32 protein-coding genes and 1 tRNA gene are annotated in these 24,607 nt (G+C 68.4%); 17 read left to right on the forward strand and 16 right to left on the reverse strand.

Translation table 11 applies throughout. The annotated features are described in order from the left end of the window. The first annotated feature begins 93 nt into the window (after positions 1-93). The 5 genes from AB0K18_RS22820 (at position 94) to AB0K18_RS22840 (ending at position 2,457) form a co-directional block, all read left to right on the forward strand. Positions 94-167 (forward strand) — tRNA-Gly (locus AB0K18_RS22820). A 271-nt stretch (positions 168-438) separates the two neighbouring features. Next, positions 439-627, forward strand: coding sequence for a DUF5919 domain-containing protein (locus AB0K18_RS22825; protein WP_364917723.1), 189 nt, complete (start codon positions 439-441; stop codon positions 625-627). Positions 628-662: 35 nt separating this feature from the next. Then, complete coding sequence (locus tag AB0K18_RS22830) at positions 663-1,487, forward strand: inositol monophosphatase family protein (RefSeq protein WP_364917291.1); 825 nt, start codon at positions 663-665, stop codon at positions 1,485-1,487. A 344-nt stretch (positions 1,488-1,831) separates the two neighbouring features. Beyond that, entirely contained in the window at positions 1,832-2,068 is a 237-nt protein-coding gene (locus AB0K18_RS22835; protein ID WP_364917293.1) for a hypothetical protein, read from the forward strand. Continuing rightward, positions 2,065-2,457, forward strand: a complete 393-nt coding sequence (locus AB0K18_RS22840; RefSeq protein WP_364917296.1) for a type II toxin-antitoxin system VapC family toxin — start codon at positions 2,065-2,067, stop codon at positions 2,455-2,457. The genes AB0K18_RS22835 and AB0K18_RS22840 overlap by 4 nt, the downstream gene beginning before the upstream one ends. 709 nt (positions 2,458-3,166) lie before the next feature. Here AB0K18_RS22840 and AB0K18_RS22845 read toward each other — a convergent pair. After that, complete coding sequence (locus AB0K18_RS22845; protein WP_364917299.1) at positions 3,167-3,466, reverse strand: helix-turn-helix transcriptional regulator; 300 nt, start codon at positions 3,464-3,466, stop codon at positions 3,167-3,169. Between the two features lie 189 nt (positions 3,467-3,655). After that, positions 3,656-3,805 carry a hypothetical protein gene (locus AB0K18_RS22850; protein ID WP_364917302.1) on the reverse strand — a complete coding sequence of 50 codons (150 nt, stop codon included), beginning with the start codon at positions 3,803-3,805 and terminating at the stop codon, positions 3,656-3,658. Between the two features lie 497 nt (positions 3,806-4,302). Here AB0K18_RS22850 and AB0K18_RS22855 point away from each other — a divergent pair, with 497 nt between their 5' ends. The 3 genes from AB0K18_RS22855 to AB0K18_RS22865 all read left to right on the forward strand — a co-directional run bounded on the left by AB0K18_RS22855 (position 4,303) and on the right by AB0K18_RS22865 (position 6,479). After that, positions 4,303-5,091: a class I SAM-dependent methyltransferase gene (locus tag AB0K18_RS22855; protein ID WP_364917305.1), complete on the forward strand. Its 789-nt coding sequence runs from the start codon at positions 4,303-4,305 to the stop codon at positions 5,089-5,091. A gap of 254 nt (positions 5,092-5,345) precedes the next feature. Next, entirely contained in the window at positions 5,346-5,576 is a 231-nt protein-coding gene (locus tag AB0K18_RS22860; RefSeq protein ID WP_364917308.1) for a hypothetical protein, read from the forward strand. Between the two features lie 507 nt (positions 5,577-6,083). Continuing rightward, positions 6,084-6,479 (forward strand): hypothetical protein, encoded by a 396-nt coding sequence (locus tag AB0K18_RS22865; protein WP_364917310.1) that lies wholly within the window; start codon positions 6,084-6,086, stop codon positions 6,477-6,479. A gap of 167 nt (positions 6,480-6,646) precedes the next feature. On the opposite strand, the gene AB0K18_RS22870 is transcribed toward AB0K18_RS22865, so the two are convergent. The 4 genes from AB0K18_RS22870 to AB0K18_RS22885 all read right to left on the reverse strand — a co-directional run bounded on the left by AB0K18_RS22870 (position 6,647) and on the right by AB0K18_RS22885 (position 9,114). Continuing rightward, entirely contained in the window at positions 6,647-7,450 is an 804-nt protein-coding gene (locus AB0K18_RS22870; RefSeq protein ID WP_364917313.1) for an SDR family oxidoreductase, read from the reverse strand. A gap of 365 nt (positions 7,451-7,815) precedes the next feature. Next, a complete protein-coding gene (locus AB0K18_RS22875; protein ID WP_364917316.1) occupies positions 7,816-8,301 on the reverse strand; it encodes a DUF5946 family protein in 486 nt (161 codons plus the stop codon). Positions 8,302-8,443: 142 nt separating this feature from the next. Beyond that, positions 8,444-8,857, reverse strand: coding sequence for a PIN domain-containing protein (locus tag AB0K18_RS22880; protein ID WP_364917319.1), 414 nt, complete (start codon positions 8,855-8,857; stop codon positions 8,444-8,446). After that, a complete protein-coding gene (locus AB0K18_RS22885) occupies positions 8,854-9,114 on the reverse strand; it encodes a CopG family transcriptional regulator (protein WP_364917321.1) in 261 nt (86 codons plus the stop codon). The genes AB0K18_RS22880 and AB0K18_RS22885 overlap by 4 nt, the downstream gene beginning before the upstream one ends. 252 nt (positions 9,115-9,366) lie before the next feature. Between AB0K18_RS22885 and AB0K18_RS22890 the strand changes: the two genes are divergently transcribed. Next, entirely contained in the window at positions 9,367-9,744 is a 378-nt protein-coding gene (locus tag AB0K18_RS22890; protein ID WP_364917324.1) for a VOC family protein, read from the forward strand. A gap of 15 nt (positions 9,745-9,759) precedes the next feature. On the opposite strand, the gene AB0K18_RS22895 is transcribed toward AB0K18_RS22890, so the two are convergent. Continuing rightward, positions 9,760-10,713, reverse strand: a complete 954-nt coding sequence (locus tag AB0K18_RS22895) for an AraC family transcriptional regulator (protein WP_364917326.1) — start codon at positions 10,711-10,713, stop codon at positions 9,760-9,762. Between the two features lie 90 nt (positions 10,714-10,803). On the opposite strand from AB0K18_RS22895, the gene AB0K18_RS22900 reads away from it, so the two are divergent. After that, positions 10,804-12,423, forward strand: coding sequence for a zinc-binding dehydrogenase (locus tag AB0K18_RS22900; RefSeq protein ID WP_364917329.1), 1,620 nt, complete (start codon positions 10,804-10,806; stop codon positions 12,421-12,423). A gap of 393 nt (positions 12,424-12,816) precedes the next feature. Further along, positions 12,817-12,924 carry a DUF5713 family protein gene (locus tag AB0K18_RS22905; protein WP_364917331.1) on the forward strand — a complete coding sequence of 36 codons (108 nt, stop codon included), beginning with the start codon at positions 12,817-12,819 and terminating at the stop codon, positions 12,922-12,924. 21 nt (positions 12,925-12,945) lie between these two features. On the opposite strand, the gene AB0K18_RS22910 is transcribed toward AB0K18_RS22905, so the two are convergent. From AB0K18_RS22910 to AB0K18_RS22920, 3 genes are all read right to left on the reverse strand, one after another. Continuing rightward, positions 12,946-13,611 (reverse strand): HAD-IB family phosphatase, encoded by a 666-nt coding sequence (locus AB0K18_RS22910; RefSeq protein WP_364917334.1) that lies wholly within the window; start codon positions 13,609-13,611, stop codon positions 12,946-12,948. Further along, positions 13,604-14,215 (reverse strand): TetR/AcrR family transcriptional regulator, encoded by a 612-nt coding sequence (locus tag AB0K18_RS22915; RefSeq protein ID WP_364917336.1) that lies wholly within the window; start codon positions 14,213-14,215, stop codon positions 13,604-13,606. The genes AB0K18_RS22910 and AB0K18_RS22915 overlap by 8 nt, the downstream gene beginning before the upstream one ends. 199 nt (positions 14,216-14,414) lie before the next feature. Then, positions 14,415-14,942, reverse strand: coding sequence for a hypothetical protein (locus tag AB0K18_RS22920; protein ID WP_364917338.1), 528 nt, complete (start codon positions 14,940-14,942; stop codon positions 14,415-14,417). Between the two features lie 136 nt (positions 14,943-15,078). Between AB0K18_RS22920 and AB0K18_RS22925 the strand changes: the two genes are divergently transcribed. Then, positions 15,079-15,471 (forward strand): GNAT family N-acetyltransferase, encoded by a 393-nt coding sequence (locus tag AB0K18_RS22925; protein WP_364917340.1) that lies wholly within the window; start codon positions 15,079-15,081, stop codon positions 15,469-15,471. A 142-nt stretch (positions 15,472-15,613) separates the two neighbouring features. Here the strand turns inward: AB0K18_RS22925 and AB0K18_RS22930 are convergent, their stop codons facing one another. Beyond that, positions 15,614-16,045: a MarR family transcriptional regulator gene (locus AB0K18_RS22930; protein WP_364917343.1), complete on the reverse strand. Its 432-nt coding sequence runs from the start codon at positions 16,043-16,045 to the stop codon at positions 15,614-15,616. 55 nt (positions 16,046-16,100) lie between these two features. Between AB0K18_RS22930 and AB0K18_RS22935 the strand changes: the two genes are divergently transcribed. Together AB0K18_RS22935 and AB0K18_RS22940 are read left to right on the forward strand one after the other, a co-directional pair. Beyond that, positions 16,101-16,724, forward strand: a complete 624-nt coding sequence (locus tag AB0K18_RS22935; protein WP_364917346.1) for a DJ-1/PfpI family protein — start codon at positions 16,101-16,103, stop codon at positions 16,722-16,724. A 90-nt stretch (positions 16,725-16,814) separates the two neighbouring features. Next, positions 16,815-17,420 carry a shikimate kinase gene (locus tag AB0K18_RS22940; protein ID WP_364917348.1) on the forward strand — a complete coding sequence of 202 codons (606 nt, stop codon included), beginning with the start codon at positions 16,815-16,817 and terminating at the stop codon, positions 17,418-17,420. On the opposite strand, the gene AB0K18_RS22945 is transcribed toward AB0K18_RS22940, so the two are convergent. Then, a complete protein-coding gene (locus AB0K18_RS22945) occupies positions 17,383-17,883 on the reverse strand; it encodes an FBP domain-containing protein (RefSeq protein ID WP_364917350.1) in 501 nt (166 codons plus the stop codon). The genes AB0K18_RS22940 and AB0K18_RS22945 overlap by 38 nt on opposite strands. A 75-nt stretch (positions 17,884-17,958) precedes the next feature. On the opposite strand from AB0K18_RS22945, the gene AB0K18_RS22950 reads away from it, so the two are divergent. After that, positions 17,959-18,534, forward strand: coding sequence for a WHG domain-containing protein (locus tag AB0K18_RS22950; RefSeq protein ID WP_364917353.1), 576 nt, complete (start codon positions 17,959-17,961; stop codon positions 18,532-18,534). On the opposite strand, the gene AB0K18_RS22955 is transcribed toward AB0K18_RS22950, so the two are convergent. The 3 genes from AB0K18_RS22955 to AB0K18_RS22965 are packed head-to-tail and all read right to left on the reverse strand — an operon-like array spanning position 18,520 to position 20,456. After that, complete coding sequence (locus AB0K18_RS22955) at positions 18,520-19,119, reverse strand: hypothetical protein (RefSeq protein WP_364917355.1); 600 nt, start codon at positions 19,117-19,119, stop codon at positions 18,520-18,522. The genes AB0K18_RS22950 and AB0K18_RS22955 overlap by 15 nt on opposite strands. Beyond that, positions 19,116-19,847, reverse strand: coding sequence for a Clp protease N-terminal domain-containing protein (locus tag AB0K18_RS22960; protein WP_364917358.1), 732 nt, complete (start codon positions 19,845-19,847; stop codon positions 19,116-19,118). Before AB0K18_RS22960 ends, AB0K18_RS22955 begins: the two co-directional genes overlap by 4 nt. Positions 19,848-19,850: 3 nt before the next feature. Beyond that, a complete protein-coding gene (locus tag AB0K18_RS22965; protein ID WP_364917361.1) occupies positions 19,851-20,456 on the reverse strand; it encodes a TetR/AcrR family transcriptional regulator in 606 nt (201 codons plus the stop codon). A 153-nt stretch (positions 20,457-20,609) separates the two neighbouring features. On the opposite strand from AB0K18_RS22965, the gene AB0K18_RS22970 reads away from it, so the two are divergent. Together AB0K18_RS22970 and AB0K18_RS22975 are read left to right on the forward strand one after the other, a co-directional pair. Next, positions 20,610-21,575, forward strand: coding sequence for a 2-dehydropantoate 2-reductase N-terminal domain-containing protein (locus AB0K18_RS22970; protein WP_364917365.1), 966 nt, complete (start codon positions 20,610-20,612; stop codon positions 21,573-21,575). Between the two features lie 126 nt (positions 21,576-21,701). After that, the gene (locus tag AB0K18_RS22975) at positions 21,702-22,379 is read left to right on the forward strand and encodes a hypothetical protein (protein WP_364917367.1); all 678 of its coding nucleotides are present in this window, start codon (positions 21,702-21,704) and stop codon (positions 22,377-22,379) included. On the opposite strand, the gene AB0K18_RS22980 is transcribed toward AB0K18_RS22975, so the two are convergent. After that, positions 22,366-24,375, reverse strand: a complete 2,010-nt coding sequence (locus AB0K18_RS22980; protein WP_364917369.1) for a GxGYxYP domain-containing protein — start codon at positions 24,373-24,375, stop codon at positions 22,366-22,368. The two genes, AB0K18_RS22975 and AB0K18_RS22980, sit on opposite strands and share 14 nt — an antisense overlap. Positions 24,376-24,607 lie beyond the last annotated feature (232 nt).

A 24,607-nucleotide genomic window follows, 5' to 3' on the forward strand; every position in this document is an offset into this window, starting at 1 on the left:
GCAACTTACCGGTCGTGGACCGACGTGCGGGCTCGGGGATTGCTGTTGTGGCCCAAGTTTCCGCTAGAGTAGGGGCGCGACGTTCGGTCGTACGCGGGTGTAGTTCAATGGCAGAACATCAGCTTCCCAAGCTGACAGCGCGGGTTCGATTCCCGTCACCCGCTCCAATCCTTTTCCTGGGCCTCACTGCATGGCCTTCCACCTGGGGCGCTTCGCGCATGGGTGTTCCAGTCTGTGTCTCCCAGGGGGCTTCGCCCCTTCGACCCCCTGAAACCCCGCTCGCCCTCAGGCCCGCCCGTTGCCTGGTACATGGTGGGCTGGCTAGAGTCCCTGAACGGGCTTCGCTGACGCTCGAATCACCCCTCCCGCGATAGCGGCTCTGGCTTCGGGTGATCGCCCCTTAGTTACTGGAAGCGTACGAGTTGGTGGAGCAACCACCTGACTGCGCAACAGACAGTCCTTGAGCTCCACGTTTACGACGAGACGATCCGATACAACCTGATCATCGTGGACCGGGCGTTGTGCGTGGTCCAGCCGTACCTGCCGCAGGCACGCGGAGTCGATTCACCTACCTTTGTGATCACGGACAACACCGCCGAAGAAGGGCTGTTCCCCATCTTCGACTAGGTGTTCAGGGATATGTGGGAGCGGAGCAAACCTGGATGACCATCGACGCCCGATCGCTGCTCCCCATCGGTGAACAAGCCGTGTCGATCGCCGGCGAGATCATCCGTACCAGGGCCCCCGGCGTCGTCACGGCCAAGGGGGATCGGGACATGGCGACGGAGGTGGATTACGCCGTCGAGCACGCCGTGCGGGAGTTCCTGGCTCGTGAGACGCCTGAGATCGGCTTTCTGGGTGAGGAGGAAGGCGGCAGTCGCCTGGGCGATGGCCTGATGTGGGCGCTGGACCCTGTGGACGGGACGGCCAACTTCCTGCACGGCATCCCGCTCTGCGGCGTCTCCCTGGGCCTCGTCGATAAGGACATCCCCACGCTTGGAGTGATCGGCCTGCCATTCCTCGACCTTCGCTATGCGGCGGCCGAAGAGGCCGGCGCTGCCGTGAACGGCTCCGCGATCCAGGTAGGCGATGCCCGCGACCTGAGCAGTGCAATTGTGGCGATCGGTGACTATGCCGTGGGGGAGAACGCCGAGGAGCGCAACCGGCCGAGGTTCGCCCTGACCGAAGAGCTCGCCGCGCGCGTTCAGCGTATTCGGATGTTCGGCTCAGCCGCGATCGATCTCGCGTGGGTGGCGCACGGCAGGATCGACGCCACCATCATGCTCAGTAACAACCCGTGGGACACCGCAGCAGGCGTCATCATCGCCCGAGAAGCTGGCGCAACGGTGATCGATCTCGACGGCAGTCCGCACAGCATGACCGCCCAAGCCACCATCGCCGCAAGCCCGAAGCTTGTAGCCGATCTCATCGAACTCATCGCAGAGGCCCGCAAGGTCGGGGTGCTCGACCGGAAGATTGCCGAATAGCTCTTGTAGGTATCAAGCGGCGGCGCGCCGCGCCGCCGTACAGCGGCCCGTCGCTTGCCCGCCGCCCGGGCGTGCGGCCTGGGGGCCGGTCCCGGACGGCGGCGGGACACCGGGCCGGGCGCCGCATGCCAGCACCGCCGTACGAACCGAACGTTCCGACCGGGGTTGCCGCGCCGCGCACAGATGCAGCCCTACGATCGCCACAGCATGGCTGAGCATCATTATCGCCGCCCTTCTAAGCCCTCGGCTGGCCCGTTGGCGGCGACGATGGTCGATCTTGACGACGGATCGCAGGAGCCGGCCGGTACTTGCTGCCGTAAGACACTTCGTCTTACAGTGGTGGTATGGCTGACACCATCACCATTCGCAGCGACGCAGAGACCGAGCATGCGCTGGATGTCCTCACCCATGACGGCAGCTCACGCTCGGCGGCTATCCGCCAAGCCGTATTGGAAGCCGCCCTCCGTAAGGAACGCGCTGCCGCTATGCGGCGCGCTGTCCTGCGTATGCCGATTGGCGAACCGGACGGCGTTGATATCGGCGCGGAGATCGCCCACGGCCGTGACAGCGAACGCCGATGATCTATCTCGACTCGGCCGCCGTCGTGAAACTCGTCCATGCTGAGGCCGAGTCGCAGGCATTGCGCGACTGGCTCGATGAACGGGCTGAGACCGGATGGACGAGTTCGGTCCTCCTCGAGATCGAGTCGTCACGGGCCCTGACACGTTACGCCCCAGAAGCGGTCCCCCGCCTTCACCTGGTTCTCGACCTGATCGAGTTGGTGGAACTGGACGCTGGCATCCGAATTCTGGCCCAGACTGTGAGACCGGTGACCGTACGGAGCCTGGACGCCATCCACTTGGCAACTGCTCTCCGTATCCGCTCCCACCTCACCTCATTCGTCACGTACGACAAACGACTGGCCGATGCTGCCCAAGCGGCCGGACTGGCTGTCGACATGCCTGCCTGAGATATCTCTCCACCACCAGGATCCCTTTGGGGATCCAGCCCTATCTGGATGGCGAGCATCACCAGCGCGATCAGACCTGACGCAGCAGATACCTCTTCCTCGGAAAGTCCCCAAGTGCATTCCGTTATGTTGCCGCCTTCGTACACGGCGCAGTCGCGCCCTAGGGTCGCGGCAGTGGCGAACCAGTTGAGGATCAGAAGGGGAATCGCCCCCAAGGCAAGGGCCGGCGTGATGTACGCCGGCCCTTGCCTGCCGCCGGCTCCGTCTTCGTCGGAACAGGTCCGGGAAGCCTGCCTGTCTCCGAAACAAAAGGCACGCAGAACACGTAAGCACAGGCGACCGACCGCGTGCCGAATCAGTGCCAGAAGAGACGAAGAACCGCGGCCACTCGCGGACACTCACGTCCAACCGGCCCGCCCTGACCTGCACCCTCGTTCTCCCAGCTCAGCCTGGCATGATCAGTAGCCGGTTCCCGGCTGACCGCGCGCTGATGGATCATGGCCGCTCGTATGTTGTCATGTCCCATGGGTGCCGTGAGGTCCTTGAGGCCCGCTCCAGACTTGGCGGCCAGCATGTCCCATCCGCAGAGCGCTCGAAGTAGGCGACCCCGGAGCGGACCGTACGTTCAAGAGCTGCTCTCGATCTCCCGTGCAACCAACGACGCAGTGTCGGCGGTCGACTGTGACCGTCGACATTGCTTGGAGCGAGATCAGCCAGCCTCGCGCAGCGGTTGGAACTGGATGCTGAGCCGCATCTCCAGTGCATCTGCGAGGCGCTTCAACGAGGGGATGGTCGGCATGGTCCCTCCGGCCTCGAACCGTGCTACCGCCGGCTGTTTCAGCCCAGTGCGCTCCGCCAGTTCAGCTTGGGTCAGCCCCAGTTGCTCACGCCGCAGCCTCACGGCCTCACCCAGTTCGAACCGGATCTTCGCCGCCTCGTAGGCCGCTCCGGCGCGGGGGCGACTCAGTATTTCGGACTTCTTGTCGGCCCAAGTCCTGCGCTCGCTCACTCCGCTCACTCCTCATCAGTGGTGTGCGCCTCAGTGATACACCGCTGTATGGCCCGCCACGCACGATCGATCTCAGCGGTCTCGCGCATCCGCTGCTTGCGGAACACCGTCAGCTGATGATCCGTCTCCCCGGAGCAATCCAGTAGGTGATCCGGACTGCCCCTCGCTGGAGGTGGAACCGCAGTTCCCTCAGAGCTGACGAGTGTAGGGCTCGTCGAGCAGGACACCACGAGCGGCCAGTAGGTCGATGTAGAACGCTGCTGTTTCCTGGTCTTCCTGATCAAGCGTGTCGAACCACTCATCAACCTCTGGTTTCAGCTCCACCTCTCCCCAGTTCATAACACGGACGTTATAGTGCGGCAAGAGCCAGGTCTTGCAGAAACGAAATTGCCCCGTTACCTGCCACATGCCGGCGGACGATGTGCATGAGGACGCCCATGTCCCGTGGTCCTGGCCCCTTCCCTTCGGGTCGGTTGACGGCGGACGGGGTGTTCAGGCGGTCGGCGTACGCGCGTCGCGCAGGACGGGCTGATCGTCGTGCTATCAGCGTGCATCAAGGGCGGTGACTAGGGTCATTACGGTCACTCACGAACCGGGAAGCCGCAGGTCAACGCCTCTACAAGCCAAGATCTCTGCGATTTCCAAGGTGACAGCGCGGGTTCTTTTCCTGTCACCCGCTGTCACAGCGAAGGCCCAGGTGGGTCGGTGGACTCGGCACCTGAGCTTTGGTCTTCAATCGTGCGCGGGCATGAAACCGGTCACCAGCCCCTGGACCAGTCCGATTGCGGCTTAATGCAGGTGCATGAGCGTATCCGTTGTGGTTAGCCTTGCCGTTCATGACGGAGCAGACGACAGACGAGACGACCTCCGACCAGATTCCCTCGCAGCGGAGCAGACTGACGTTCCACGGGCCGTTGAGTGAGGAGCGGGCCGCGGGGTTCGTCGCGCGTCTGGCTGCGACGGAACCGGAGAGCGTGCTGGACATCGGCTGCGGCTGGGGCGAGTTGAGTCTCCGGCTGCTCGCCGCCGCGCCTGGCGCCACGGGCATCGGCATCGACCTGCTCGACCGGGATCTGGAACGTGGCCGGGCCCTCGCGGCCAGTCGCGGTCTGGCGGATCGGATGGAGTATTTGAAGGAGTCGGCCACCGGCACTCAGCGCGGTCCCGCCGACGTGGTGCTGTGCGTGGGCTCGGGGCAGGCGCTCAGCGACGCCCCGGCGCCCGACCAGTACGGTGAGGCTCTGAAGGAGCTGCGCAGGCTGGTCAACCCCGGCGGCCGCGTGCTGTACGGCGAGGGGTTCTGGGAACGCCGGCCGCAGCCGGAGGAGCTGGCCAGGATGTGGCCCGGCGCCAAGCCCGACGACCACCTGCCGCTGGACGGCATGGTCGAGGCGGCGGTGCAGGCCGGGTTCCGGGTGGAGTGGCTGGAAGTCGCCTCCCAGGAGGAGTGGGACCAGTTCGAGGCGGGCTATCTCGCCGACGTCGAGGTATGGCTGGCGGCCAACGCCGACCATCCCAAGGCCGCGGAGCTGCGCGCCGATGCCGACCGGCAGCGCGCCTCGTACCTGACCGGCTATCGCGGAATTCTCGGGCTTGTCTATCTGACACTGGTCCCGGTGGCGTGACGGGGAGGCCCTGTCGGCTGTGTCATCCACGATGCCGGCGACGGGCCGTGATTTATTCTTCTGTCTGCATTCTGCGCGCCCTAGTCGTCGGGGACGAGTGCCGCAGGGTCGTTCACGACGTACGTGTGCAGGTGCTTTCTGGGACATGAGCCGGGCACCGCTCGCCAGCCCGCCCCACTTGCGACAGGGGTGCCACACCGCCGCTGAGTACGGCCGCTCCCGCACAGAACTGTTCTGGCCTAGCATCGGCTTTCATGATCGGTCGCCGGATCTTCCTTGCGTTAGGCACCTTCCTCCTCATCACATCCGTCTTCAGATCCTGCGGTGCGATTGGCGGCTCGTTCCCGTCGCAACCAGTGCGTGAAGTGCTGCCAGTCATGGCCATCGCGGGAGTGGGATTCATGATTGCTGCCGTGGCGATGGCCATAGTTGAGTACGGAGAGGCTCGACAGCCCAAAAGCGGTCATGAGGAGAAACATTCGTGACGGCAGTGTGATCAGGTTCCGCTCGTCGCTCCGCACCACCGCAGAGATACAGCCTGACGATTGCGACCGCACGGTCTCACATGCAACTCCGTCCGTGACGTAAAACGGTTCCGCCTATTCACCCGGACAGGATCGGTCACCCCGGATGCGGTCAGCACGGGTTGGCGGGAGCCGGCTAGGGAGCCGGAGAATGACGGGCGGTGTCGACAGGTCGCGAGTCACGCGCAATGATCGCGCAAGAGTGGCCACTGGATCAACGATGGTGAATGCGCCGCCCACCGTCATCCTGGGCCGGCGGAGCGAGCAGAAACGCGCTGCGTGCTCGTTGTGCTAGACAGACTGTCTCACCATGGCTGACACCATAATCATCCGCAGCGACTCGGAACGCAGTGCCTATGGCGTTCCGAGTCCTGAAGCGGCACCTGGTGGATGTGATCTACCTGGCCCTCATCGCCGACCACCACGCGCACAATGACGTGACATCGACAGGACCAGTAGTTTTCTACCGTGGAGGATGAACGTCGGGGCGCACAATGGGTGCGGTCGCCAGAGCAACGCGAGGACGTGCTTGAGGCCTTACGAGCCTTAGGGGACCGCGGCTACCAGGATCAGCACTGGCGATTCGGGGAGGGATCGCCGGATCTCACGGCTGCCGTGCACTGGCTGATCGACGACACCTTCATCGACCAACACGGTGCACGAGCACTGATCTCTCACCTTTTCGTCGATCAGCGAGAAGCCGACCTGGTGCAGACGGTGGTCGACGCCCTCTTGCGCGTTCTCGATGACCTCGGCCCTACCGCTCCAGACAACGCTTATCTAGACCATCCTGAGTGGATCAACGTCCTGAACTCGGCCGGCGCCGCCTACCTGGCATTGTCCTCCGGAAAGCAGAGCTCATGACGTAACTCACGCAACGTCCTCGTACATAGGAGCGTCAGGCGGGAGGTGCGTGCGCGTCGCGCGGGAAACGCCAGGGCGCGGGTTCGATTTCCGCCACTCACTCCATACACGAAGGCCCAGGTCATCCGGGAAGTTCAGATGACCTGGGCCGCGGTGTCGATCGGTCGTCAAATCTGCTTGAGGAACCCGCTGTCGACGGCGAAATCCGCGCCGGTCGTGCTGGCCGAGCGAGGTGAGGCGAGCAAGGCGACCACGTCGGCGATCTCCTGGGGCTCGGCCAGACGGCCCGTCGACAGGTTCATCATCTCGGGTGCCACCTTGTCGATGACGCTGTCGCGGTCGGTTCCCGCTTGGGCGGCGATGATGTCGGCCGCGCCACCGCTTTTCGTCCACCATGCCGTACGCACCGGGCCCGGGGAGACGGTGTTCACCCGGATGCCCTGGGGCGCGAATTCCTCCGACAGCGCCTTGGTCAGGTTGTTGAGGCCCGCCTTGGCGGCGTTGTAATCGACGTTCATGGGCGTGGGCAAGTGGGCGTTGGCCGAGGAAATGTTGACGATCGACCCTTCGCCGCGGGCGAGCATGGGCGTGATGGCCGCCCGGACGGTACGTACGACCGAGAACAGGTTGAACTCGAACATCGCCCGCCAGTCCTCATCAGTGGAGGTCAGGAACCCGAAGCGCGGCAAGGTCACGCCAGGCGGTGGGCCGCCGGCGTTGTTCACCAGGATGTCGAGCCCACCGAACTCCGTCACGGCCTTCTCCACGATCTGAGCGGGGGCCTCAGGGTCCATCAGGTCGGTCGGAACATGTAGCAGATCACCACCGAGCGCCTCCAACTCGGGGGTGCTCGTCCGCGAAGCGGCCACGACACGAACCCCTTCGTTGAGAAGGGTACGTGTGACGGCCAGGCCGATGCCCTTGGAAGCACCGGTGATAACTGCAACCCGGCCGGAAAGCTGGAGATCCATATCTTATTCCCTCGTCCTGATTTCACTCGAAAGACGGATGACGTTTTCGCTGAGCACGTTACGAGTGATTGCCTGACGAGGGCTGGCGTGAATCAGACTAGCTATTTCAGCTGATATCGGACGTCGCATTCCACGCGACCGCGAATAGCGGCAGAGGGGCCAGTGCGCGTGACCGACACCTCGGGCAACTCATCGCGGGGGCGCGTCGGGCTTCGGTATTCGACTGGAACATCGCCGAGTAGCTCTCGTATGGAGCAAGGCGGTGGTGCGGTGCGCAGCAGGGGCTCTGGCCCTGCGCCTGCCCGCTGGTCCGGGCGCGCGCGCCGGAGGATTCAGCGGGGAGGTCCCCGTGTCGCCTTCGAGCGTCAGCTCCGGACGGATTTCCAGGACTCCACCGTTGCTTCGGCGATGGCTTTGATGCGATCCCCGTACGCGGAATGTCCATCGAACACGAAGCTGCCGTCCTTGACCGGCAACCCGCTGAACGAGGCCGAGAAGGCGGGAGGTTCGCCCTTCGGGAACGGCGCGAATGCCGTCAGCGGTGCCGTGTCGTAGCTCGGCCGTGCCCGGTGGTTGTTGCGTGCCACCCGATGGGCTGCCAGGCGGAGCAGTGCGTCAAGGCCCTTATCCACGTAGAGCTGCAACTGGCGATACTGGTCGTCGAGGTACTTCTCGTGGGCTCTGGAAGGATGCTGCAGGAGGTATGTCACGACCACGCACGCGTGCCACCTGAACATCTGCGGATCCGACTGCTCCTCGGCCAGGATCCCGTGGTAATAGTCCACGCACATGCCCAGTGGGCCGGCCGTCGCACCGCAGTCGCATCGATCTGTCATGGAGTCATCTGCCATGCCTGCAACATAGGTGGTCGACCTTGACTCTTGCGACGACTTAGAGGCGCCGGCTGATGCCCTACTCGGTCGTGGTCCTGCGGTCATGAGATCCCTTCAAACGCAGGCCGTCCCTGCGTCGTTTCTCTCAGGGCTGCTCGACTCAAATTTTGATGACAGTGACCCGTACACCGCACAGTGCGGCGAGGTCCTCGGGGCCGGAGGTGAGGACCGTCACGGGGCCTGGGGCAGCGCGGGCGGTGGCGCCGAGCATCGCATCGATGGCGTACTTGTCCCCGTGGAGGCCGGCGTCGGACAAGAGCGTGGCGCCGTGGCGAGCGATTGGTTCGATGATCGGCTCGATAACGAGGCGGGACAGCGTCCATTCCAGGGCCGGCCGGTTGACGCGATGGTGGATCACCTCGACAAGGGTGGCGGCAGAGGTGATGACGCGGAGGTCGTCAGCACGGGCGAGCGCGAGCCATGCGGTGACCGTACGGTCGCGCAGGACGGCTTTGGCCAGTCCCTCGCTGTCGAGGACAAGGGTGCCGCCGGGAGCAGCGGGAGAAGAGGTCACGCAGCCGCCCCATTATCGGCCTGTTCCCGCCGGGCCTGGTGGAGTTGGCCGCGCAGTGCCTGGACCTCGTCGTCCGTGATGGGGCCGTGTTCGGCCTCGGCGACCTGGATGAGTTCGTTGAGGTTGTCTCGCTCGATTTGGCGGGCGACGGCGGCGGCGACGTAGGCGGACAGTCCGGAAGGGCCACTCCGAGCTCGGGCGGCCTCGGCGATGTCACGCGGCATGGTGATCGAATACTTACCAGTAGGCTCGCTCATGCTCTTTGTCCTACCTCCAATCCTCCTGGCCTCCCGGGAAACGACATGGAAAGCCGGTCGCGTCATCGAAGTCGGCACCCACGACGAACTCCTCGCCTCTGGCGGCCTGTACCACGAACTTTTCCATGTGCAGGCGAGGGCATACAGGTAAGGGGATCTCCGTGAAGCTCGGAAACAGGACGCTGGCATCAGGAAGCTGGTTCGGGCTCAGGGGCAGGGGTGGGCGCTCATTGACCAGGGCTGGGAGGTGGCGTGATCGACAGGCCACGGATGGCGTTGGCGGCGACGGTGCTCGGTGCGCCGGACGCTCGCGCGTTGGCGGCTTTCTATCAGCGGTTGCTCGGCTGGGTCGTACGGGACGAGGAGTCTGATTGGGTGACTCTTCGTGCGCCTGACGGAAGGGCGGGGTTGTCGTTCCAGACCGAGGCGGCTTATGCGCGGCCGACGTGGCCTGCCGGGCCTGGGGATCAGCAGATGATGATGCACCTGGACATCGAGGTGGACGATCTGGAGACCGCGGGAGCCCATGCCGTCGAGGCGGGGGCGACGCTCGCGGAATACCAGCCTCAAGACGATGTACGGGTTTATCTCGATCCCGCCGGGCATCCGTTCTGCTTGTTCACGCGGTAGAACGGGCGCGCTCCATCACCTCAAGGACGGAGTGCGGGCCGGGAGCGGGCAGCCCTGTCGGCGGTATCTGCCGGGGGCCATGGCGTACTGGCGCTTGAACGCGTTGGCGAAGGCGAATTCCGAGCCGTAGCCGACCGCGCCGGCGATCTCGCTCAGCGCGGCGTCGGAGTCGCGCAGCATGCGCGCGGCCGTGCCCAGCCGCCACCAGGTCAGGTACGTCAGCGGCGGCTGCCCGACGTACTGCGTGAAGCGGCGGGAGAACGCCGCGCGGGACAGCCCCGCGCGGCGGCCGAGCGACTCGACCGTCCACGGGTGGGCGGGGTCGCGGTGGACGGCGTCGAGCGCGGCGCTGATGGCCGGGTCGGCCAGCGCGGCGGCCCAGCCGCGGGCCTCGCAGTGCTCCATCGGGACGTCGAACCAGGCGCGCAGGATGTACAGCAGGAGCATGTCGAGCAGCGCCGACACCACCAGGTCGGCGCCCGGGCGCGGGCCGCCGATCTCTTTCCCGAGCAGCTCGACGGCGGCGCGCAGCTCGGTGTCGTGCCCCAGCTCGGCAGGCAGGTGGATCATCGCGGGCAGCTCTCTGAGCAGCGGATGCGCCTGGCCGGCGTCGAGCCGGTAGCCGCCGCAGAGCGTCACGGTGACGGGCCTGGCGCCCTCCAGGGAGGCCGAGGCGAACAGCTCGGCGGCGGTGTCGGGGTCGCAGGTTGGCTCCGCGATGGGGCTGGCGGGGGAGTCGGCGAGCGCGTAGCCGTGTCCGTGCGGGAAGAACAGCACGTCGCCCGTTCCGACCGCGATCGGCTCACCTTCCGGCGGGATCGCCCAGCACGAGCCCTGCAGCACCACCTGGAAACCCGCCGAGCCGGGCGCGGACGGGAATCGCTGCCCCCAGCGCGCCGGCCACTCGACCCGCGCCGAGCGCGGCACACCCACGCGCATGGAGGCGACCACGTCGCTCAGCACATCCATGCAAAGGAGTCTAATTGTGAAGACGATCGCGTATGAATCGCGCACGCACAAGCATTGGGCGGCTCTCCTGGTGCTCCTAGGGTGGACGGCATGAGAAAAGTCCTGGTCAGTGGGGCGACCGGCACCATCGGCCGCTCGCTGGTGAAGCAAGCCGAGGACGCGGGCGCCGACGTCCGTACGATCACGAGGGAGCTGACGGACCCGGTCGCGCTGGAGGCGGCTCTCGACGGTGTCGACGCGATGTTCTTACTGTGGCCGTTCGCCACGGCCGAGGGTGCCCGCGAGCTGCTGGAGCTGGTCGGGGCGCGGCGGGTGGTCTATCTGTCCTCCGCCGCCGCGCGTCCGTACGAGATCGAGATCGAGCGGCTGATCGCCGAGAACGCCCGGGAATGGACGGTCTTGCGGCCGCACGCGTTCGCGGCCAACACCCTGCGGTGGGCCGAGCAGGTCCGCGCGGGCGTCGTGCGGCAGCCGTACGGCGACGCGATCTTCTCCCCCATCCACGAGCGGGACGTCGCAGCCGTCGCCGTGCGTGCGCTGCTCGGCGACGGGCACCACGGAGCGGTCTACACGCTGACCGGACCCCGGCCGATGACCCAGCGGGAACAGGCGCGGGCGATCGGCGCGGCGATCGGCCGGCCGGTCCGCTGGGAGGAGGAGCCTCCGGGAGAGACCAGGACGCGGCTGCTCGGGCTGGGGTGGCCCGAGCAGGCCGTGGACGGGATGCTGCGCGCTCTGGCCGAGCCCGGCCCGGCCACCGGGACCGTGGAGGAGGTCACCGGAGCGCCCGCGAGCACGTTCGAGACGTGGGCGAGCGAGCACGCCGCCGACTTCCTCGGCAGCATGCGGGCCGCCCGCATCCACGAGTACGGCGACGCCTCGGTGATCTCGCTGGACGAGGTGCCGGTGCCGAAGCCAGGGCCGGGAGAGGTGCTCATCAGGGTGGCCGCGACGTCGTTCAACCCGTCGGAGGTCGGCCTGCGGATGGGGCTGCTGCGGGAGGTGTTCGGCGGCACCCTGCCGCATACGCTCGGCTGGGACGTCGCGGGCACCGTGGTCACCGGGGCGGGTGACTTCGTCCCCGGCGACCGGGTGATCGGGCTCATCGACGGGGCGGCGGCCGGTTACGCGGTCGCGGAGGCGAGCCTGCTGACCAGGGCGCCGGAACGGATTCCGCTGGCGGACGCGGCCGCCGTGCCGGTGGCCGGGCTCACCGCCTGGCAGGCGGTCTTCGAGCATGCCCGCATCGGCCGTGGCAGCCGGGTGCTGATCAACGGGGCCGGCGGGGGTGTGGGGATGTTCGCCGTTCAGCTGGCCAAGCATGCGGGGGCGTACGTGGTGGCTACCGCGAGTCCGCGCAGCGCGGTGGCCGTACGGGGGCTGGGCGCCGACGAGATCGTGGACTACACCGCCGCTCCCTTGCCGGGCGGCAACGACGTGCTGATCAACCTGGTTCCCGGCGTGTCCGTCTCGGTGACGCGGTTGGCCAGGGCGTTCGTCTCCATCACTCAGCCGATCGCGCATCCGCACGCCGTCCAGTTCGTCGCCCGCAACGACGTGGGTCAGCTGTCGGAGCTCGTAGCGCTGATCGACAAGGGCGTCGTTCGTGTCGAGGCGGACGTCCGCCCGCTGGAAGCCCTGGCGGACCTGCACCGGGACGCCGAGCGTGGCCGGGTGCGGGGGAAGGTCGTCGTGACGATCGAGGCCTGATCAGGATCGGCCCGTCGTCGGATCGATGGTTCGATGCGCTGGAGGGGCTGGGGGTCGATCCGGGGGATGGCGAGATACCGGCTGAATGTCAGGATGGGCGCTGGCTGCGGTCCTGAGCATCATGTGGGCAACAGCCGTGGTGCCGCCTACGCCGAGGGCCGGTGTCGCGCGGAGGCGGAGCCCATTGCTTCTCGTGTCGGATGGCGAGTCGGACCGCCCAGTAGATGAGGAAGAACAGCGCCACTGCGGGAACGATCCACAGCACTATCAGAAACAGACCTTCGAACATTCCCATGCCCATGGCCGTCGCCATCCGATCGCCGACATAAGGAAGACAAGGATGCACGATCCGATGATCAGCGTCCACCTATGGTCTGAGCGCGAGAAAGGAGCGTGGCCGTGGCCCGCGAGGTGATCGCCGAGGACTTCTGGTTCGTTGCGTCGGCCTACGGGTTCGCGGACGCGGACGTGGAGGAGCTGATCGCGACCCGCGAGTGGTGACGTATCGACGTGGGCAGCCGCTCATTCGAGCGGCAGTACGGCGGGGTCCGTGCCCAGGGCTGCTCGGACTCGTTGCCGCGTACGGGGTGCGGGGCCCACGAGGACGGGGTGCTTCGCGGCGCGGAGGAGGGGCAGGTCAACGGCGCTGTCGCTGTACGCATAGTCGATCGGCGGGACGACACCCGCCTGTTCCAGACGGCGGACCTTTTCGGCGCCGAGGCAGCCTTCCGCCACCCGGTGCGCGCGCCGGGAATGTTCGAGGCGGGCGGCGATCACCTCGACCCCGGCCAGGCCGAGGGCCCTGCACACGGCGCCGGCGAGCGGGTCGGCGCAGCCGGTGACGATGATGACGCGGTCGCCGGCGCGCTGGTGGGAGCGGAGGCGGTCGAGGGTGATGGCGATGCGGCGCGGCTCGGCGGCGTGCGTGAGCGCGAACTCCTCCGCCAGCGCTTCGAAACGATGAGGTGGTACGCCGATCGTGGCCAGCCACAGGAACCCGGCCACCGCTCGGCGGCGCGTCCGCGAGATCAGGAACAGCGGGATCAGGATGACCGCCGACAGCAAGGAGATGACCGCACGGATCGGCCGGCGCAGGAGGAGGAGCCGGAGGAAGCTGGCGAAGGAGTCACCTCGTACGAGGGTGCCGTCGAGGTCGAAGACGGCCACCCGCTGGTGCGGATCAGGCATCGCCGGCTCCTTCGACGGCGGACAGGTCGAAGGCCCGGAGAAGGACCTCTAGGACGGCATCGGGGGTTGCGGCGCCGGTCGCCGTGGGCAGGGCGTTCCAGATCCACAGCTGGGCGAAGCCGTGCAACGCGCTCCACAGGGCGCCCGCCAAGCGGCGGCTGTCCGTACGGTGCTGCCAGCCGGTGGACTGGTGGGCCCGTACCAGCTCCACCAGAGTGTCGAAGACCTCCAGACTGACGCGCGCCAGCTCCGGTTCGCGCGGGTCGACCAGGTCGTGGCGGAACATCAGCGCGAACATCCCCGGCTCGTCGAAGGCGAACGCCACGTAGGTACGGCAGGCGGCCCGCAGCCGTTGCCCGCTGCCGTACGTGGGAGGCAGCCCGGCGAGGACGCGCCGGCCCCGTGCGGCGAGATCGCGGAACCCTTGAGCGGCGACGGCCGACAGCAGGGCTTCCCTTCCGGCGAAGTGGCGGAGCGGAGCGCCGTGTGAGACCCCGGCGCTGCGGGCGATCGCGCGCAGGGTGACGTTCTCGGGGCCGCTCTCGGCGACCATGGCGGTCGCGCACGACACCAGGCGGTCTCTCAGGCCCGCATCTGCTTTCATGTAGACAGTGTCTACAGTCGAATGGCCGTCGGTGTCCATGTGATTAGCTCAGTCGTAGGCATGACGGATGGCGGCCGAGACGTCGGCCGGCGGTCCGCGGCCGGCGACCATGGCTTTCCCTCGTACCAGTCCTCTTCAGCACATGGGTGGCGAGTCCCAATGAAGCCGTAGATGTCAGTGCCCACGGTCGCGACCTCGTTCAGCCAGGCAAGCCGCTCGTCAGGCTTTGGCGTGCGTACTGCTGATCGGGCTCTCCGAAGTCCATGCCGTTCTCATCAAGAGCGTTGTAGATGGTCACTCGGCCCTGCGGAAAAACGAATCCGACAGCCACCGTCCCGTACGCCGGGTCTTCCCCCATCCACGTCAGCAGCTCCACGGCCTGCAGGCTCTGCCCCTGCAGCCGCGCCAATTCAGCCGGTATGCCTTCTCGCCAGGCCAGCCGAAATCCCTGGCCGGCCCAATCCAGCGGCTGAGCCGGGTCGACCACGTTCCACGTAAGGGAGGTGTCATGGAACTTGTGGTGGACGATCTCGACCTGCTCTCCCTCGAAATCCAGAAGGATCAGGCCATCGGAGAACCAGCTGTCCTCGTCGAGATCCCACACCAGGAGAGCGCGCGTCAGCTTCCGGCCTTCCAGCATGGCCAGTCTCGCGCCATGCGCGGCGGTTACTGCCGGGCCGCCGCTCAGCCAGGTGGGGCGGTATCCATTGATGCCGAAGTCGAACATCTGGCGATTATGCATGGTCAGGCCTGATGCCTCCCTGCGGCAACACGGCTCCGGCAGGCGCCGCAGTGGGGCGATAGCATCGCGTTTTGTGGGGGATTGGGCGCTTCGGGCTGCTGTGATGGGCGATGTCGAGGCTGTGGCTGAGTTGCGGGCCGTGGTGCTCAGGGAGGACCTTGAGCGGCTCGGGCGGTACGACGAGCGTCGGGTGCGGCAGCGGTTGCGGGATGGGTTCGTGCCGGCGCACACGTGGGTGATCGAGGTGGGTGGTGACTTCGCCGGCTGTGTGGCGTTGCGGTCGGCGGAGGACTGCCACTGGCTGGAGCACTTCTACCTGGCGCCGGAGCTGCAGGGCAGGGGCATCGGCACTGCTGTGCTGCGGAGGCTGCTGGAGCGGTGTGATCGGGAAGGGGCCGTGGTCCGGCTGAACGTGCTGCAGGGCAGTTCGGCGCGGCGGTTGTACGACCGGCACGGGTTCACGCGAGAGGCCGAGGATGAGGTGGACGTCTTCATGGTGCGCCACCCCAACTGAGCCTGGTCAGAGAAGGAAGGCACGGGCGTGGTCGGCCATGAGCGGGGCTGTCTTTCCTTCCGGGCCGAAGTGGTTGAGGCCGGGCAGGGTTTCGAGAGTGGCGTCGGCCAGGGTGTCGCGGAGGGCGGCGTACTCGGCCCGGTCAGGCGTCCCGTTCTGCGCGGTCGAGGGTGGCGAGCAGTTGCGCGGTGTGCCGGGCGTACTCGGCGTACGGCACCCCGCTGTGGGCGACGAGGGCGTTCATGCGTTCCTCGAAGCCCTGCTGGACCGAGGCCACGAGCCGCCGTCCCTTGTCCGTGAGGCTCAGGTGGCGGCGGTGGCCGCCGCCGGGGTCGGGCCGGACGTCGAGCAGCCCGTCGGCGGCGAGGACGGACGTCATGCGGCTCACCGACGGCTCGGTGACCCCGAGGGCGTCGGCCAGGGCGCGTTGCGTCGAGGCGCCGAGTTCCCCCACCAGGGTCAGGGCCAGGAAGCGGTTGTAGGAGATGTCGTGCTCGGCCCGCAGGAGCCGGTCGGCCGCACGATCCAGGCGGGCGGTGAGGACGTGCAGGGTGAAGCTGAGATTTCTGTCCACAACTTAACATGCTAACTTAGCAAAGCAAGCATTCGCCTCTGCCGAGGGAGTCGCCGTGCGCATCGCCATTCCGTTGTTCGATCGGTTCACGGCGCTCGACGCCGTCGGCCCGTACGAGGTGCTGAAGTTCCTGCCGGACGCTGAGATCGTCTTCGTGGCCGAGCAGGCCGGGCCCGTCCGCGACGTCCCCAAGTGGCTGGCCCTCACCGCTGACGCCGCCTTCGAGGACATCGACGCCTGCGACGTGCTGCTGGTCCCGGGAGGGCCGGGGGCCAGGGCGCTGCTGGACGATCGCCCGCTCCTCGACTGGATCCGGCGGATGCACGAGACGAGCGCATGGACGACTTCGGTGTGCACCGGGTCCCTGCTGCTGGGTGCGGCGGGGCTGCTCAAGGGGTTGTCGGCGACCACGCACTGGGGGGCCGTGGACGTGCTGGAGTCGTTCGGCGCGACCTACACGCCGGAGCGGGTGGTGTTCCAGGGCGACGTCGTGACGGCGGCGGGGGTGTCGTCGGGCATCGACATGGCGCTCGCGCTCGTGGCGCGGCTCAAGGACCGGACGACGGCGGAGGCGATCCAGCTCGCCATCGAGTACGACCCCCAGCCGCCCTTCGACGCCGGCTCACCCGCCAAGGCCCCTCAGGCCGCCAAAGACCTGCTCAAGAGGAAGTTCGCCTAGATCGTCTCCATGGTGGAGGTCACGTCCGTGAGTCGCATGGCGGGCACGCTACCGAGGCGCGCCCTCCCACCGTCAGCCGAAAATGGGGGGATGTGCGCGTGGATGGTGCTCATCGGTCCGGCCGCGACCGGGAAGAGCACGCTGGGAGAGGCGGTGGCCGCCGCCACCGGGCGGCGGTTCGTGGACGTCGACGCGCTCGGCGCCGCCTACTACGCCGAGGTGGGCTGGAGCATGGACCGGCTGCGCGAGCGCATCCGCGCCGTGGGCAGGGTCGCGGCCGAGCGCGAGTGGGAGCCGGCGCGGGCGCACGCGGTCGAGCGCGTCGTGGCCGAGCATCCTGACGCGGTCATCGCGTTCGGCGCGGGGCACGGCCAGTACACCCGGCCCGACCTGCGGGAGCGGGTGCGGGAGGCGTTGCGGCCGGTGGAGCACGTGGTGCTGGTGGTGCCGTCCCCCGACCCCGACCAGTCCGTACGGGTGCTGCGGGAGCGGAGCATCGCCACCAAGGGGACGGACTGGATCACCGGCGACGGCCACGACTTCCTGCACGAATGGGTCCACGACGCGGGGACCCGCGAGCTGGCCACGACCGTCCTGCACACCGAGGGGGAGTCGCCCGCCGAGAGCGCCGGCCGGCTGCTGGACGAGGTGATCAGGATCAGGCCGTCACCTTGTCCAGGAACGCCTCCAGGTTGACCCGCACGCGGGCGATCTTGTCCTCCACGGTCAGCGACTCGTCCATGAGTGCGCCGTCGCCGGGCGCCTTCTTCCTGCCCCTGGTGTAGAGGGAGCAGGCGAGGTCGGCGCAGACGTACTGGCCGACGGTGTTGCCCTGACGGCCGGCCTCGCCGGTGCGGCGGGCGGTCATCAGCGCGACGCCGCCGTTGGTGTGCGTGGTGAGGCAGAGCGAGCACATGCTGCGGGAGGTGAACGCGCGCGCCGCGCCGGACGTCACGCGCAGCGCGACGCCGGTGAGCGTGCCGCCGTGGTCGGCGACGAGGTACGCCCGCTCGGGGGCGCCCGGGTCGCGCCAGCCGAGGAAGTCGAGGTCGTCCCACGGGAGGTCCGCGAGATCCTTGGGGGTGCCGAGCCGCTTGGCCTCACCCTTGGAGCAGTTGATGAAAGATGTACGGATGTCGTGATCTGTGATGGGACGCATGAGCGGCGACGCTAGTCCTTCTTAAAGCTCGTAAGCAACTGATTAAATAGCGTAGCAAGCGATGAAAGGCAGCGCATGGCACGTGCGGGAGTGACCGCGGAACGCCTCACCCAGGCGGCGGCGGAGCTGGCCGACGAGATCGGCTTCCAGAACGTCACCGTCTCGGCGCTCGCGCGCGCGTTCGGGGTCAAGCCGGCGGCCCTGTACTCACACGTCAAGGACCTCCAGGACCTTCGGATCAGGGTGGCCAAGCTGGCCCTGGCCGAGCTCGCCGACCGCGCCGCCACCGCGCTCGCCGGGCGGTCGGGCAAGGACGCGCTGGTGGCGTTCGCCAACGCGTACCGGGACTATGCGAAGGAACATCCGGGCCGGTACGCCGCCGCGCAGCTGGAGATGGACTACGAGACCGCCGCCGACAGCGCGGCCCCGCGCCACTCCGAGATGACGCGGGCGATCCTGCGCGGCTACGACCTGCCCGACCCTGCCCAGACCGACGCCGTACGCATGCTGGGCGCCGCCTTCCACGGATACGTGAGCCTGGAGATGGTCGGCGCGTTCCGGCACACCCCGCGCCCGGTCGACGAGTCCTGGAACCGCACCCTGGACGCGCTCGACGCCGTCCTGCGCAACTGGCCCTCAGACGGAGGGTAGCTCGCCGACGGCGGCGACCAGGTGGGCGCCGCCGTACGTGCAGCGCCAGGCGACGGTGTCGTCCAGATGCGCGACCCACAGGCCGCGGTCGTGTTCGGGACAGACGGGCCAGGCCCGCCAGATCATCTCCACGATGACCTCCTGGGCGGCGTCGGCGACGTCGGCGAGTGCCCCGACCGGGTCGCTGCCGGTCGAGGGGGCCATGCCGTTGCCCTGGTAAGCGCCGCGGAACTCCACGCGCGCGTACCCGTGCGGGTCCCAGTCGGGGACGTTGAGCCGCAGCGTGCCGGTGACGCCGGTGGCGCGGGCGTCGCGCTCCACGACGGCGAGCGCCTCTTCCAGGGTGCGCCACCAGCCGGGTTCGACCGCGAACGGCGGCTCGAACGACGTCTCCCGCAGGACCGCCTGCGCCACCCGGGACAGGTCGGCAGGGTCGGACTCCAGGAACTCCCTGGTCGCGGGGGTGCTGACGCCGTGGTCGTCCAGCACGATCACGAGGTCGAGGAGCGTGGCGTAGTCGAGGTCGCCGCCGCGCAGCTGCTCGTAGACGCGGCTGCTCGCCTCCGTGATCGCGTCGCCGGTCACGTGAGGTTGCGGAGCTGGCCCACCGTACGGACGATGTGCTGCTCGGCCGGCTCCTTGGTGACGCCGAGGCCGGCGAGCACGCCCACCACCGGGGCGTCGTCGAGGGACAGGACGCCGAGCAGGAGGTGCTCGGTGCCGATCCAGTCGTGGCCGAGGCGCAGCGACTCGCGGGCGGCGAGCTCGAGCGCCTTCCTGCTCTGGGCCGCGAACGGCAGGAACTGCTCCGCGCTCCCCGGGCCCGTGCCGAGCGCCGCCGCCAGCGCGTTCCTGACCGTATCGACGGGCGCGCCGAGCGCGCCCATGGTGACGGCGCCCAGGGCGTCGGGCTGGTGCAGCTGGCCCAGCACCAGGTGGGCCGGCTCGATCTGCGCGTGCTTGGACGCGCGGGCCTCTTCCTGGGACTTGACCACGACGATGCGGGCGCGATCGGTGTAGCGGGTGAACGTCTGCAGGTCGTCGGTCATGGGCTTGGCGCTGCTGCCTTCCTTGGGGACGAATCGCTTCTGGGCGGCCTGTTTGGTGACGCCCATGCTACGCCCGATCTCCGTCCACGATGCTCCGGAACGCCGGGCCTGGTCGACGAAGTGGCCTATGAGGTGGTCCGCGACTTCGCCGATGTGCTCGGCGAGCGTGACGGCGTCGGACAGCTCGCTCAGGGGGTCGCCGTCGGGGTGGCGGCTTCTGATCGCGGTGATGAGGTCGTCCAGGCGGACCGGGTTGGTGCTCATGCGTCAACCATAGGTTGACGTTGGCCTAGCGTCAACTCTGGGTTGACGCGAGCGCAGGCCGTCCAGCAGGAGGGTGATGACGCCGTCGGCCTCGGCTCGCCAGTCGGGGCGGTCGTGGGCGGCGCCGATGCCGTGCAGCGCCATCATCACGGTGCCGGGTCCCACGTCGTCGCGGACGGCGCCCGCGTTCGCGGCGGCGGTGATCAGGCCCGTGACGGCCTTTTCCAGTGCGCGGCTGCCCTCGGCGACCGGCTCCGACCCGCTGGTCATGAGGGTCGCCAACGTACGGGCGAGGCCCTGGTGGGCGTGCATGTGGTCGACCATGCCGCGCAGGAAGGCCGCCAGCGCCTCCTCCGCCGGGAGTGCCGACTGGAGGTGGCGGGCGCGGTCGCACAGCGCAGCGACCTCCTCGTGGTAGACCGCCTCGGCCAGCGCCTCCCTGGTGGGGAAGTGCCGGTAGAGCGTGCCGACGCCCACGCCGGCGAGCTGGGCGAAGTCGTCGTAGCGCAGGTCGAAGAAGTCTCCGGCGTCGAAGACCTCGCGGGCCTTGGCGAGCAGGGCTGCGCGGTTGCGCCGGGCGTCGGCGCGCAGCGGTTTTCCTGCAGTCATGCGGCACCTCGTGCACGCTCAGTGCCGGCGCGCGGCGGCTTTGCGGCGATCATGTGACATCCCGTGTTGACAAAGCGGAATCCGTCTCCATATGTTCCAGGAAGTGGAGATTGTCTCCACTTCATCATAGCGAGGTGTGCCATCAGGATCCTCATGGTCGGCCGGGGCGTGATCGCCGGCATCTACGGCTGGGCTCTGCGGCAGGCGGGGCATGACGTCGAGTTCTACGTACGGCCGGGGCGCGCCGCGACGTACGGGGAGACGATCGACCTCGACCTGACGGACACGCGCCGACGGGTGGGGCGGCGGCGCGTCGCCGGGACGTACCCGGCGCGCTACCGCGAGACACTCCCGGAAGACCACGACTTCGAGCTGATCGTGCTGAGCGTGCCGCATCACCGTCTCCCGGAGGCGGCCGCCTTCCTCGCGCCGCGCCTCGGCGAGGCCACCGTGCTGGTCTTCGGCAATCTCTGGGCCGAGCCGCTCGCCGCCGTCGGCGACCTGCCGCCCGCCCGGGTCGCGTGGGGTTTCCCGCAGGCGGGGGGCGGGTTCGGCGATGACGGGGTGCTCCGGGGGATGCTGCTGTCGTCGGTCGTCTTCGGCACCCTCGGCCGGCCCCCGACCCTACGCGAGCGGGCCGCACGCCAGACGTTCCGCACGGCCGGCTTCCGCGTCAAGGAGCGGCCCGACTTCCGCGGCTGGTTGTGGCTGCACTTCGTGGCCGATGCCGGGCTCCACTCACAGGGGGTGCGGCTGGGCTCGCTGGCCGACCTGGTGGGAAAGACGGGCGACCTGCGCGAGGCGATGCGGGTCACGCGCGAGCTGCTCCCGCTCGTCGAGGCGCGCGGCGTCGATCTGCGCCGGCACCGGGCCATCGTGCGGTCGTTCCGTGCGCCCACCTGGCTGACGGGGCCCGCGCTCGCGTGGCTGACCGCTCATCTTCCTCTGGTACGCGGCAACTTCGCGGCCCACTCCGACCCCGAGGCCGAGGAGCCGCGGGAGATCTGCCGGGACGCGCTGGCGGAGGCCCGCCGGCTGAACGTCCCCACGCCCCGGCTGGAGGCCGCCGAGCCGTACTTCACGCCAGGTCGAGAACGCCGACCGTCTCACCCTCGCTGACCTCACCGGTCATACGGAGCCCCAGCTTCCGGTAGAAGCCCTCAGAGTCAGGCGTGGGCGGGGTACACGGACGCCTCGCGGCTCAGCTTACGGAGGGGTGCTCGGGGGTCGTGAAAGGGTGGAGGCATGGGAGCTGACGAGCTGGCGCACGTACGGTGGATCGCGGGTGGGACGGGGGCCGGCAAGAGCACCATCACCCGGATTCTGGCCGAGCGGTACGAGTTGTCCGTCTACGACGGTGATCGTGCCGAGGCCCGGTACGCCAGGCGGTGCACGCCGGAGCGGCAGCCGTACATGTGCGCTCTGGTGCGGATGCCCAAGGAGGAGCGGTTCGCCGGGCGCGCGCCGGAAGAGGTGTTCCGCGCGATGCCGAGCCTGCACGGCGAGACGTTCGGGTTCGTGGTCGAGGAGCTGCTGGCGCTGCCCGCCGATCGGCCGGTGCTGGTGGACGACTTCCGGCCGCTGCCCCGCGAGCTCGCGCCGCTGCTGGAGCGCCCTGAGCAGGCGGTGTTCCTGCTGCCGGAGCCGGGGTTCCGGCGCAGGAACCTGGCGGCCCGCTACGCCGACCCCGCCGCGGCCCGCGCCACCTACGGCGACGTGGACCCGGCCGCGGCGCTGGCCGTGCGGGTGGCGCGGGACGAGCTGTGGGACGCCGAGGTACGCCGCCAGGCCCGCGAGACCGGCCTGCCCGTCGTGGACGTGGACGGCTCGCGGACCCTGGACGACCTGGCCGCCGACCTCGCCGCCGCCTTCGGCCTCACCCCACTTCCAGCAGCCGAGGCCGGCCGTTCTACTTCTTCGTGAGGTGGCGGTTGAGGAGGTCGAAGAAGGCGTCGCCGCGGACGATCTCGAACGGGTCGCCCAGCAGCTCGCCCAGCTCGGCGATGTCGGTCGGCGTCCAGTTCCACGCGTTCACGGCGCCGGCGATGAACAGCGGCGTGGAGCCGTCCCAGCCCTCGATGTGCCTGAGCAGCCCGTCGCGGTACTCCTGCGCCTTCCCCTGCGGGTAGAGGTTGCCGATGACCGGCAGCCCGCCGACGTGGGTCTGCAGGTCGCCGGTCTCCCACGACTGGATGATGCCGCGGATCGGGGTGTTCCTGCGGTAGGAGGCGGCGATCCGCTCGTCGAAGGCGACCCAGCCGTCGTCGTCGGCGTTGCGGTGGTTGTAGGCGTAGACGAGGTCCATGCCGGTGCGCCGCAGGAACCGGCCGGTGAGCTTGGTGTAGGCGGCCAGGTCGGCCTCGGGCCACGAGCCCGGGTAGGTGTAACCGGCGCCGGACGGCCCGGCGATGAGCAGGTCGTTCTCGGTGGCGGTGCGCTGGTAGTGGGCGAGCAGCGCGGGCCCGATGTCGGCGAGCAGCGGGCTGACCGTCCAGTTGGTGGGGACGCGGCCGCGCGCGGGGTCGTCCCAGAGCTGCCGCATGCGCCGCTGGCAGTACTGGATGTTGTCGCCCTCGCCGACGGTGAGCGTGAGGTAGACGCGGTTGCGCAGGGTGGCGCGGGGACGCGGGCGTACGCGGTCGGAGACCTTGGCGGCGACGCCGGCGTGCACGGTGCCGTTCATGTAGTAGTCGGCGGGCACGACCTCCACGGCGTGCTGGGAGGCGCGGTCCACGCCGCCCCACTCGCCGGCCACGTCGTTGGAGAACCAGCCGGCGTACGGGGTCGTGGGCCTGACCTTGCCGAAGATCTCGTCGAGCAGCTTGCCGGTCTCACCGGACGGCGGCAGCCAGAACACCATGGCCCGGCTGGCCACGGTGTAGTCGCGGAAGTAGGGGAACGGCTCGACCCGGGTGGGCGCTGTGGTGGTGGCGGTGACCAGGTACTGGTTCCACAGGTCCACCTCGACGAGCAGCTCGCGGGTGCCGGCCGGCGGGGTGAAGCGGTAGATGAAGTAGCCGCCGCCGTCGGCGAAGCGGTTGGACTCGGCGCCGACGGCCGAGTTGACGCCGTCGAAGAGGTACGGCGCCTCGGCGTCGGTGCCGGGCGTGAAGGCGGCGATCTGGGTGCCGTCGGACTTGACGACCAAGGAGCCGACGGAGGCTCCCCAGCCGTCGTCGCCGAGCGAGTCCTGGAAGCGCAGGAAGACGCCCTCCTCGCCGGACAGCTCCTGGCTGAGGTCGAAGGTGCGCACCTCGCGGTTGGAGGTGTCCCTGATGCGCTCGGTCTCCCTGGCGATCTCGCGCCACTGGACGTTCTCGACGGACACGGTCCTGGTCGGCGGCAGGCCGCTGAGCAGGGCGTGGGTGCAGCGGGGCCAGAGTGTGTCGAGCTGCCAGCGGTAGGTGGCGAGCACGTCGTCGGGGTCGAAGCGGCCGCGCAGGTCGGTGATGACCTTGAGCCGGTGCTCCTCGGCCTGCTCGGCGGTGGCGGCGACGGCGTTCTCCAGGCCGGCCAGAGTGGTGGCGACGTTCACCGAGTCGGGGACGCCGGGGTCGTGCAGGATCGCGCCGCGCACCTCGCCTCGGTAGCGGGCGACGAGGTCGAGCGGGCGGTCGTGGCGGGTGACGGCGGCGCCGGTGCTGGACAGCCAGCGCTCGTCGTAGCCCTCCTCGTTGTAGTTGAAGTACAGGCGGGGGCGGCGGCGGTTGACGACTCCCTGAAGGGTGGTCAGGAGGAGCTGGTCGTCGCCGTGCAGGGTGGCGAGGTCGGCGTAGTCGAGGCGGGTGGGGCGGCCGAAGCCGGGCAACAAGGGGGCGGAGGTGGAGGCGGCGGCGGGGGCGGCGGGCAGGCTCAGGCCCAGTGCGCCGGCCGCGAGGACCGTGCCGTTCGCCAGGAGGAATTCGCGTCGGGAGACCATGGCGTTCACTGCTCCTCGTCGGGGGGAGACCAGGAATGACAGCGTTGTCATCGCTTCGCTAGCGAACGTACCTAGGTGACGGATTGTTGTCCATGGTGTAAATGAGGCGAAATTTCCGGATAAGTCGTGCGGATCGCCCACGTGATCGTTTCGTGAGGCACTGAAGCGTTTCGACCGAGCAACCGCAGGGTAAGGCCGACGTTAATTTGAGCTGCCTGTTCACCAGGAGCCA

The sequence above is a fragment of the Nonomuraea sp. NPDC049421 genome, assembly GCF_040677005.1.
Classification (GTDB): domain Bacteria; phylum Actinomycetota; class Actinomycetes; order Streptosporangiales; family Streptosporangiaceae; genus Nonomuraea; species Nonomuraea salmonea.

Coding starts and splice junctions, on each gene's coding strand:
- AB0K18_RS22915 (WP_364917336.1), bottom strand. CDS start 14,215: ATGAAAGCAGATGCGGGCCTGAGAGACCGCCTGGTGTCGTGCGCGACC.
- AB0K18_RS22920 (WP_364917338.1), bottom strand. CDS start 14,942: ATGTTCGACTTCGGCATCAATGGATACCGCCCCACCTGGCTGAGCGGC.
- AB0K18_RS22950 (WP_364917353.1), top strand. CDS start 17,959: ATGGCACGTGCGGGAGTGACCGCGGAACGCCTCACCCAGGCGGCGGCG.
- AB0K18_RS22840 (WP_364917296.1), top strand. CDS start 2,065: ATGATCTATCTCGACTCGGCCGCCGTCGTGAAACTCGTCCATGCTGAG.
- AB0K18_RS22850 (WP_364917302.1), bottom strand. CDS start 3,805: ATGAACTGGGGAGAGGTGGAGCTGAAACCAGAGGTTGATGAGTGGTTC.
- AB0K18_RS22970 (WP_364917365.1), top strand. CDS start 20,610: ATGGTCGGCCGGGGCGTGATCGCCGGCATCTACGGCTGGGCTCTGCGG.
- AB0K18_RS22885 (WP_364917321.1), bottom strand. CDS start 9,114: ATGAGCGAGCCTACTGGTAAGTATTCGATCACCATGCCGCGTGACATC.
- AB0K18_RS22900 (WP_364917329.1), top strand. CDS start 10,804: ATGAGAAAAGTCCTGGTCAGTGGGGCGACCGGCACCATCGGCCGCTCG.
- AB0K18_RS22910 (WP_364917334.1), bottom strand. CDS start 13,611: ATGCCTGATCCGCACCAGCGGGTGGCCGTCTTCGACCTCGACGGCACC.
- AB0K18_RS22980 (WP_364917369.1), bottom strand. CDS start 24,375: ATGGTCTCCCGACGCGAATTCCTCCTGGCGAACGGCACGGTCCTCGCG.
- AB0K18_RS22960 (WP_364917358.1), bottom strand. CDS start 19,847: ATGAGCACCAACCCGGTCCGCCTGGACGACCTCATCACCGCGATCAGA.
- AB0K18_RS22945 (WP_364917350.1), bottom strand. CDS start 17,883: ATGCGTCCCATCACAGATCACGACATCCGTACATCTTTCATCAACTGC.
- AB0K18_RS22830 (WP_364917291.1), top strand. CDS start 663: ATGACCATCGACGCCCGATCGCTGCTCCCCATCGGTGAACAAGCCGTG.
- AB0K18_RS22855 (WP_364917305.1), top strand. CDS start 4,303: ATGACGGAGCAGACGACAGACGAGACGACCTCCGACCAGATTCCCTCG.
- AB0K18_RS22965 (WP_364917361.1), bottom strand. CDS start 20,456: ATGACTGCAGGAAAACCGCTGCGCGCCGACGCCCGGCGCAACCGCGCA.
- AB0K18_RS22860 (WP_364917308.1), top strand. CDS start 5,346: ATGATCGGTCGCCGGATCTTCCTTGCGTTAGGCACCTTCCTCCTCATC.
- AB0K18_RS22975 (WP_364917367.1), top strand. CDS start 21,702: ATGGGAGCTGACGAGCTGGCGCACGTACGGTGGATCGCGGGTGGGACG.
- AB0K18_RS22835 (WP_364917293.1), top strand. CDS start 1,832: ATGGCTGACACCATCACCATTCGCAGCGACGCAGAGACCGAGCATGCG.
- AB0K18_RS22870 (WP_364917313.1), bottom strand. CDS start 7,450: ATGGATCTCCAGCTTTCCGGCCGGGTTGCAGTTATCACCGGTGCTTCC.
- AB0K18_RS22895 (WP_364917326.1), bottom strand. CDS start 10,713: ATGGATGTGCTGAGCGACGTGGTCGCCTCCATGCGCGTGGGTGTGCCG.
- AB0K18_RS22940 (WP_364917348.1), top strand. CDS start 16,815: ATGTGCGCGTGGATGGTGCTCATCGGTCCGGCCGCGACCGGGAAGAGC.
- AB0K18_RS22875 (WP_364917316.1), bottom strand. CDS start 8,301: ATGGCAGATGACTCCATGACAGATCGATGCGACTGCGGTGCGACGGCC.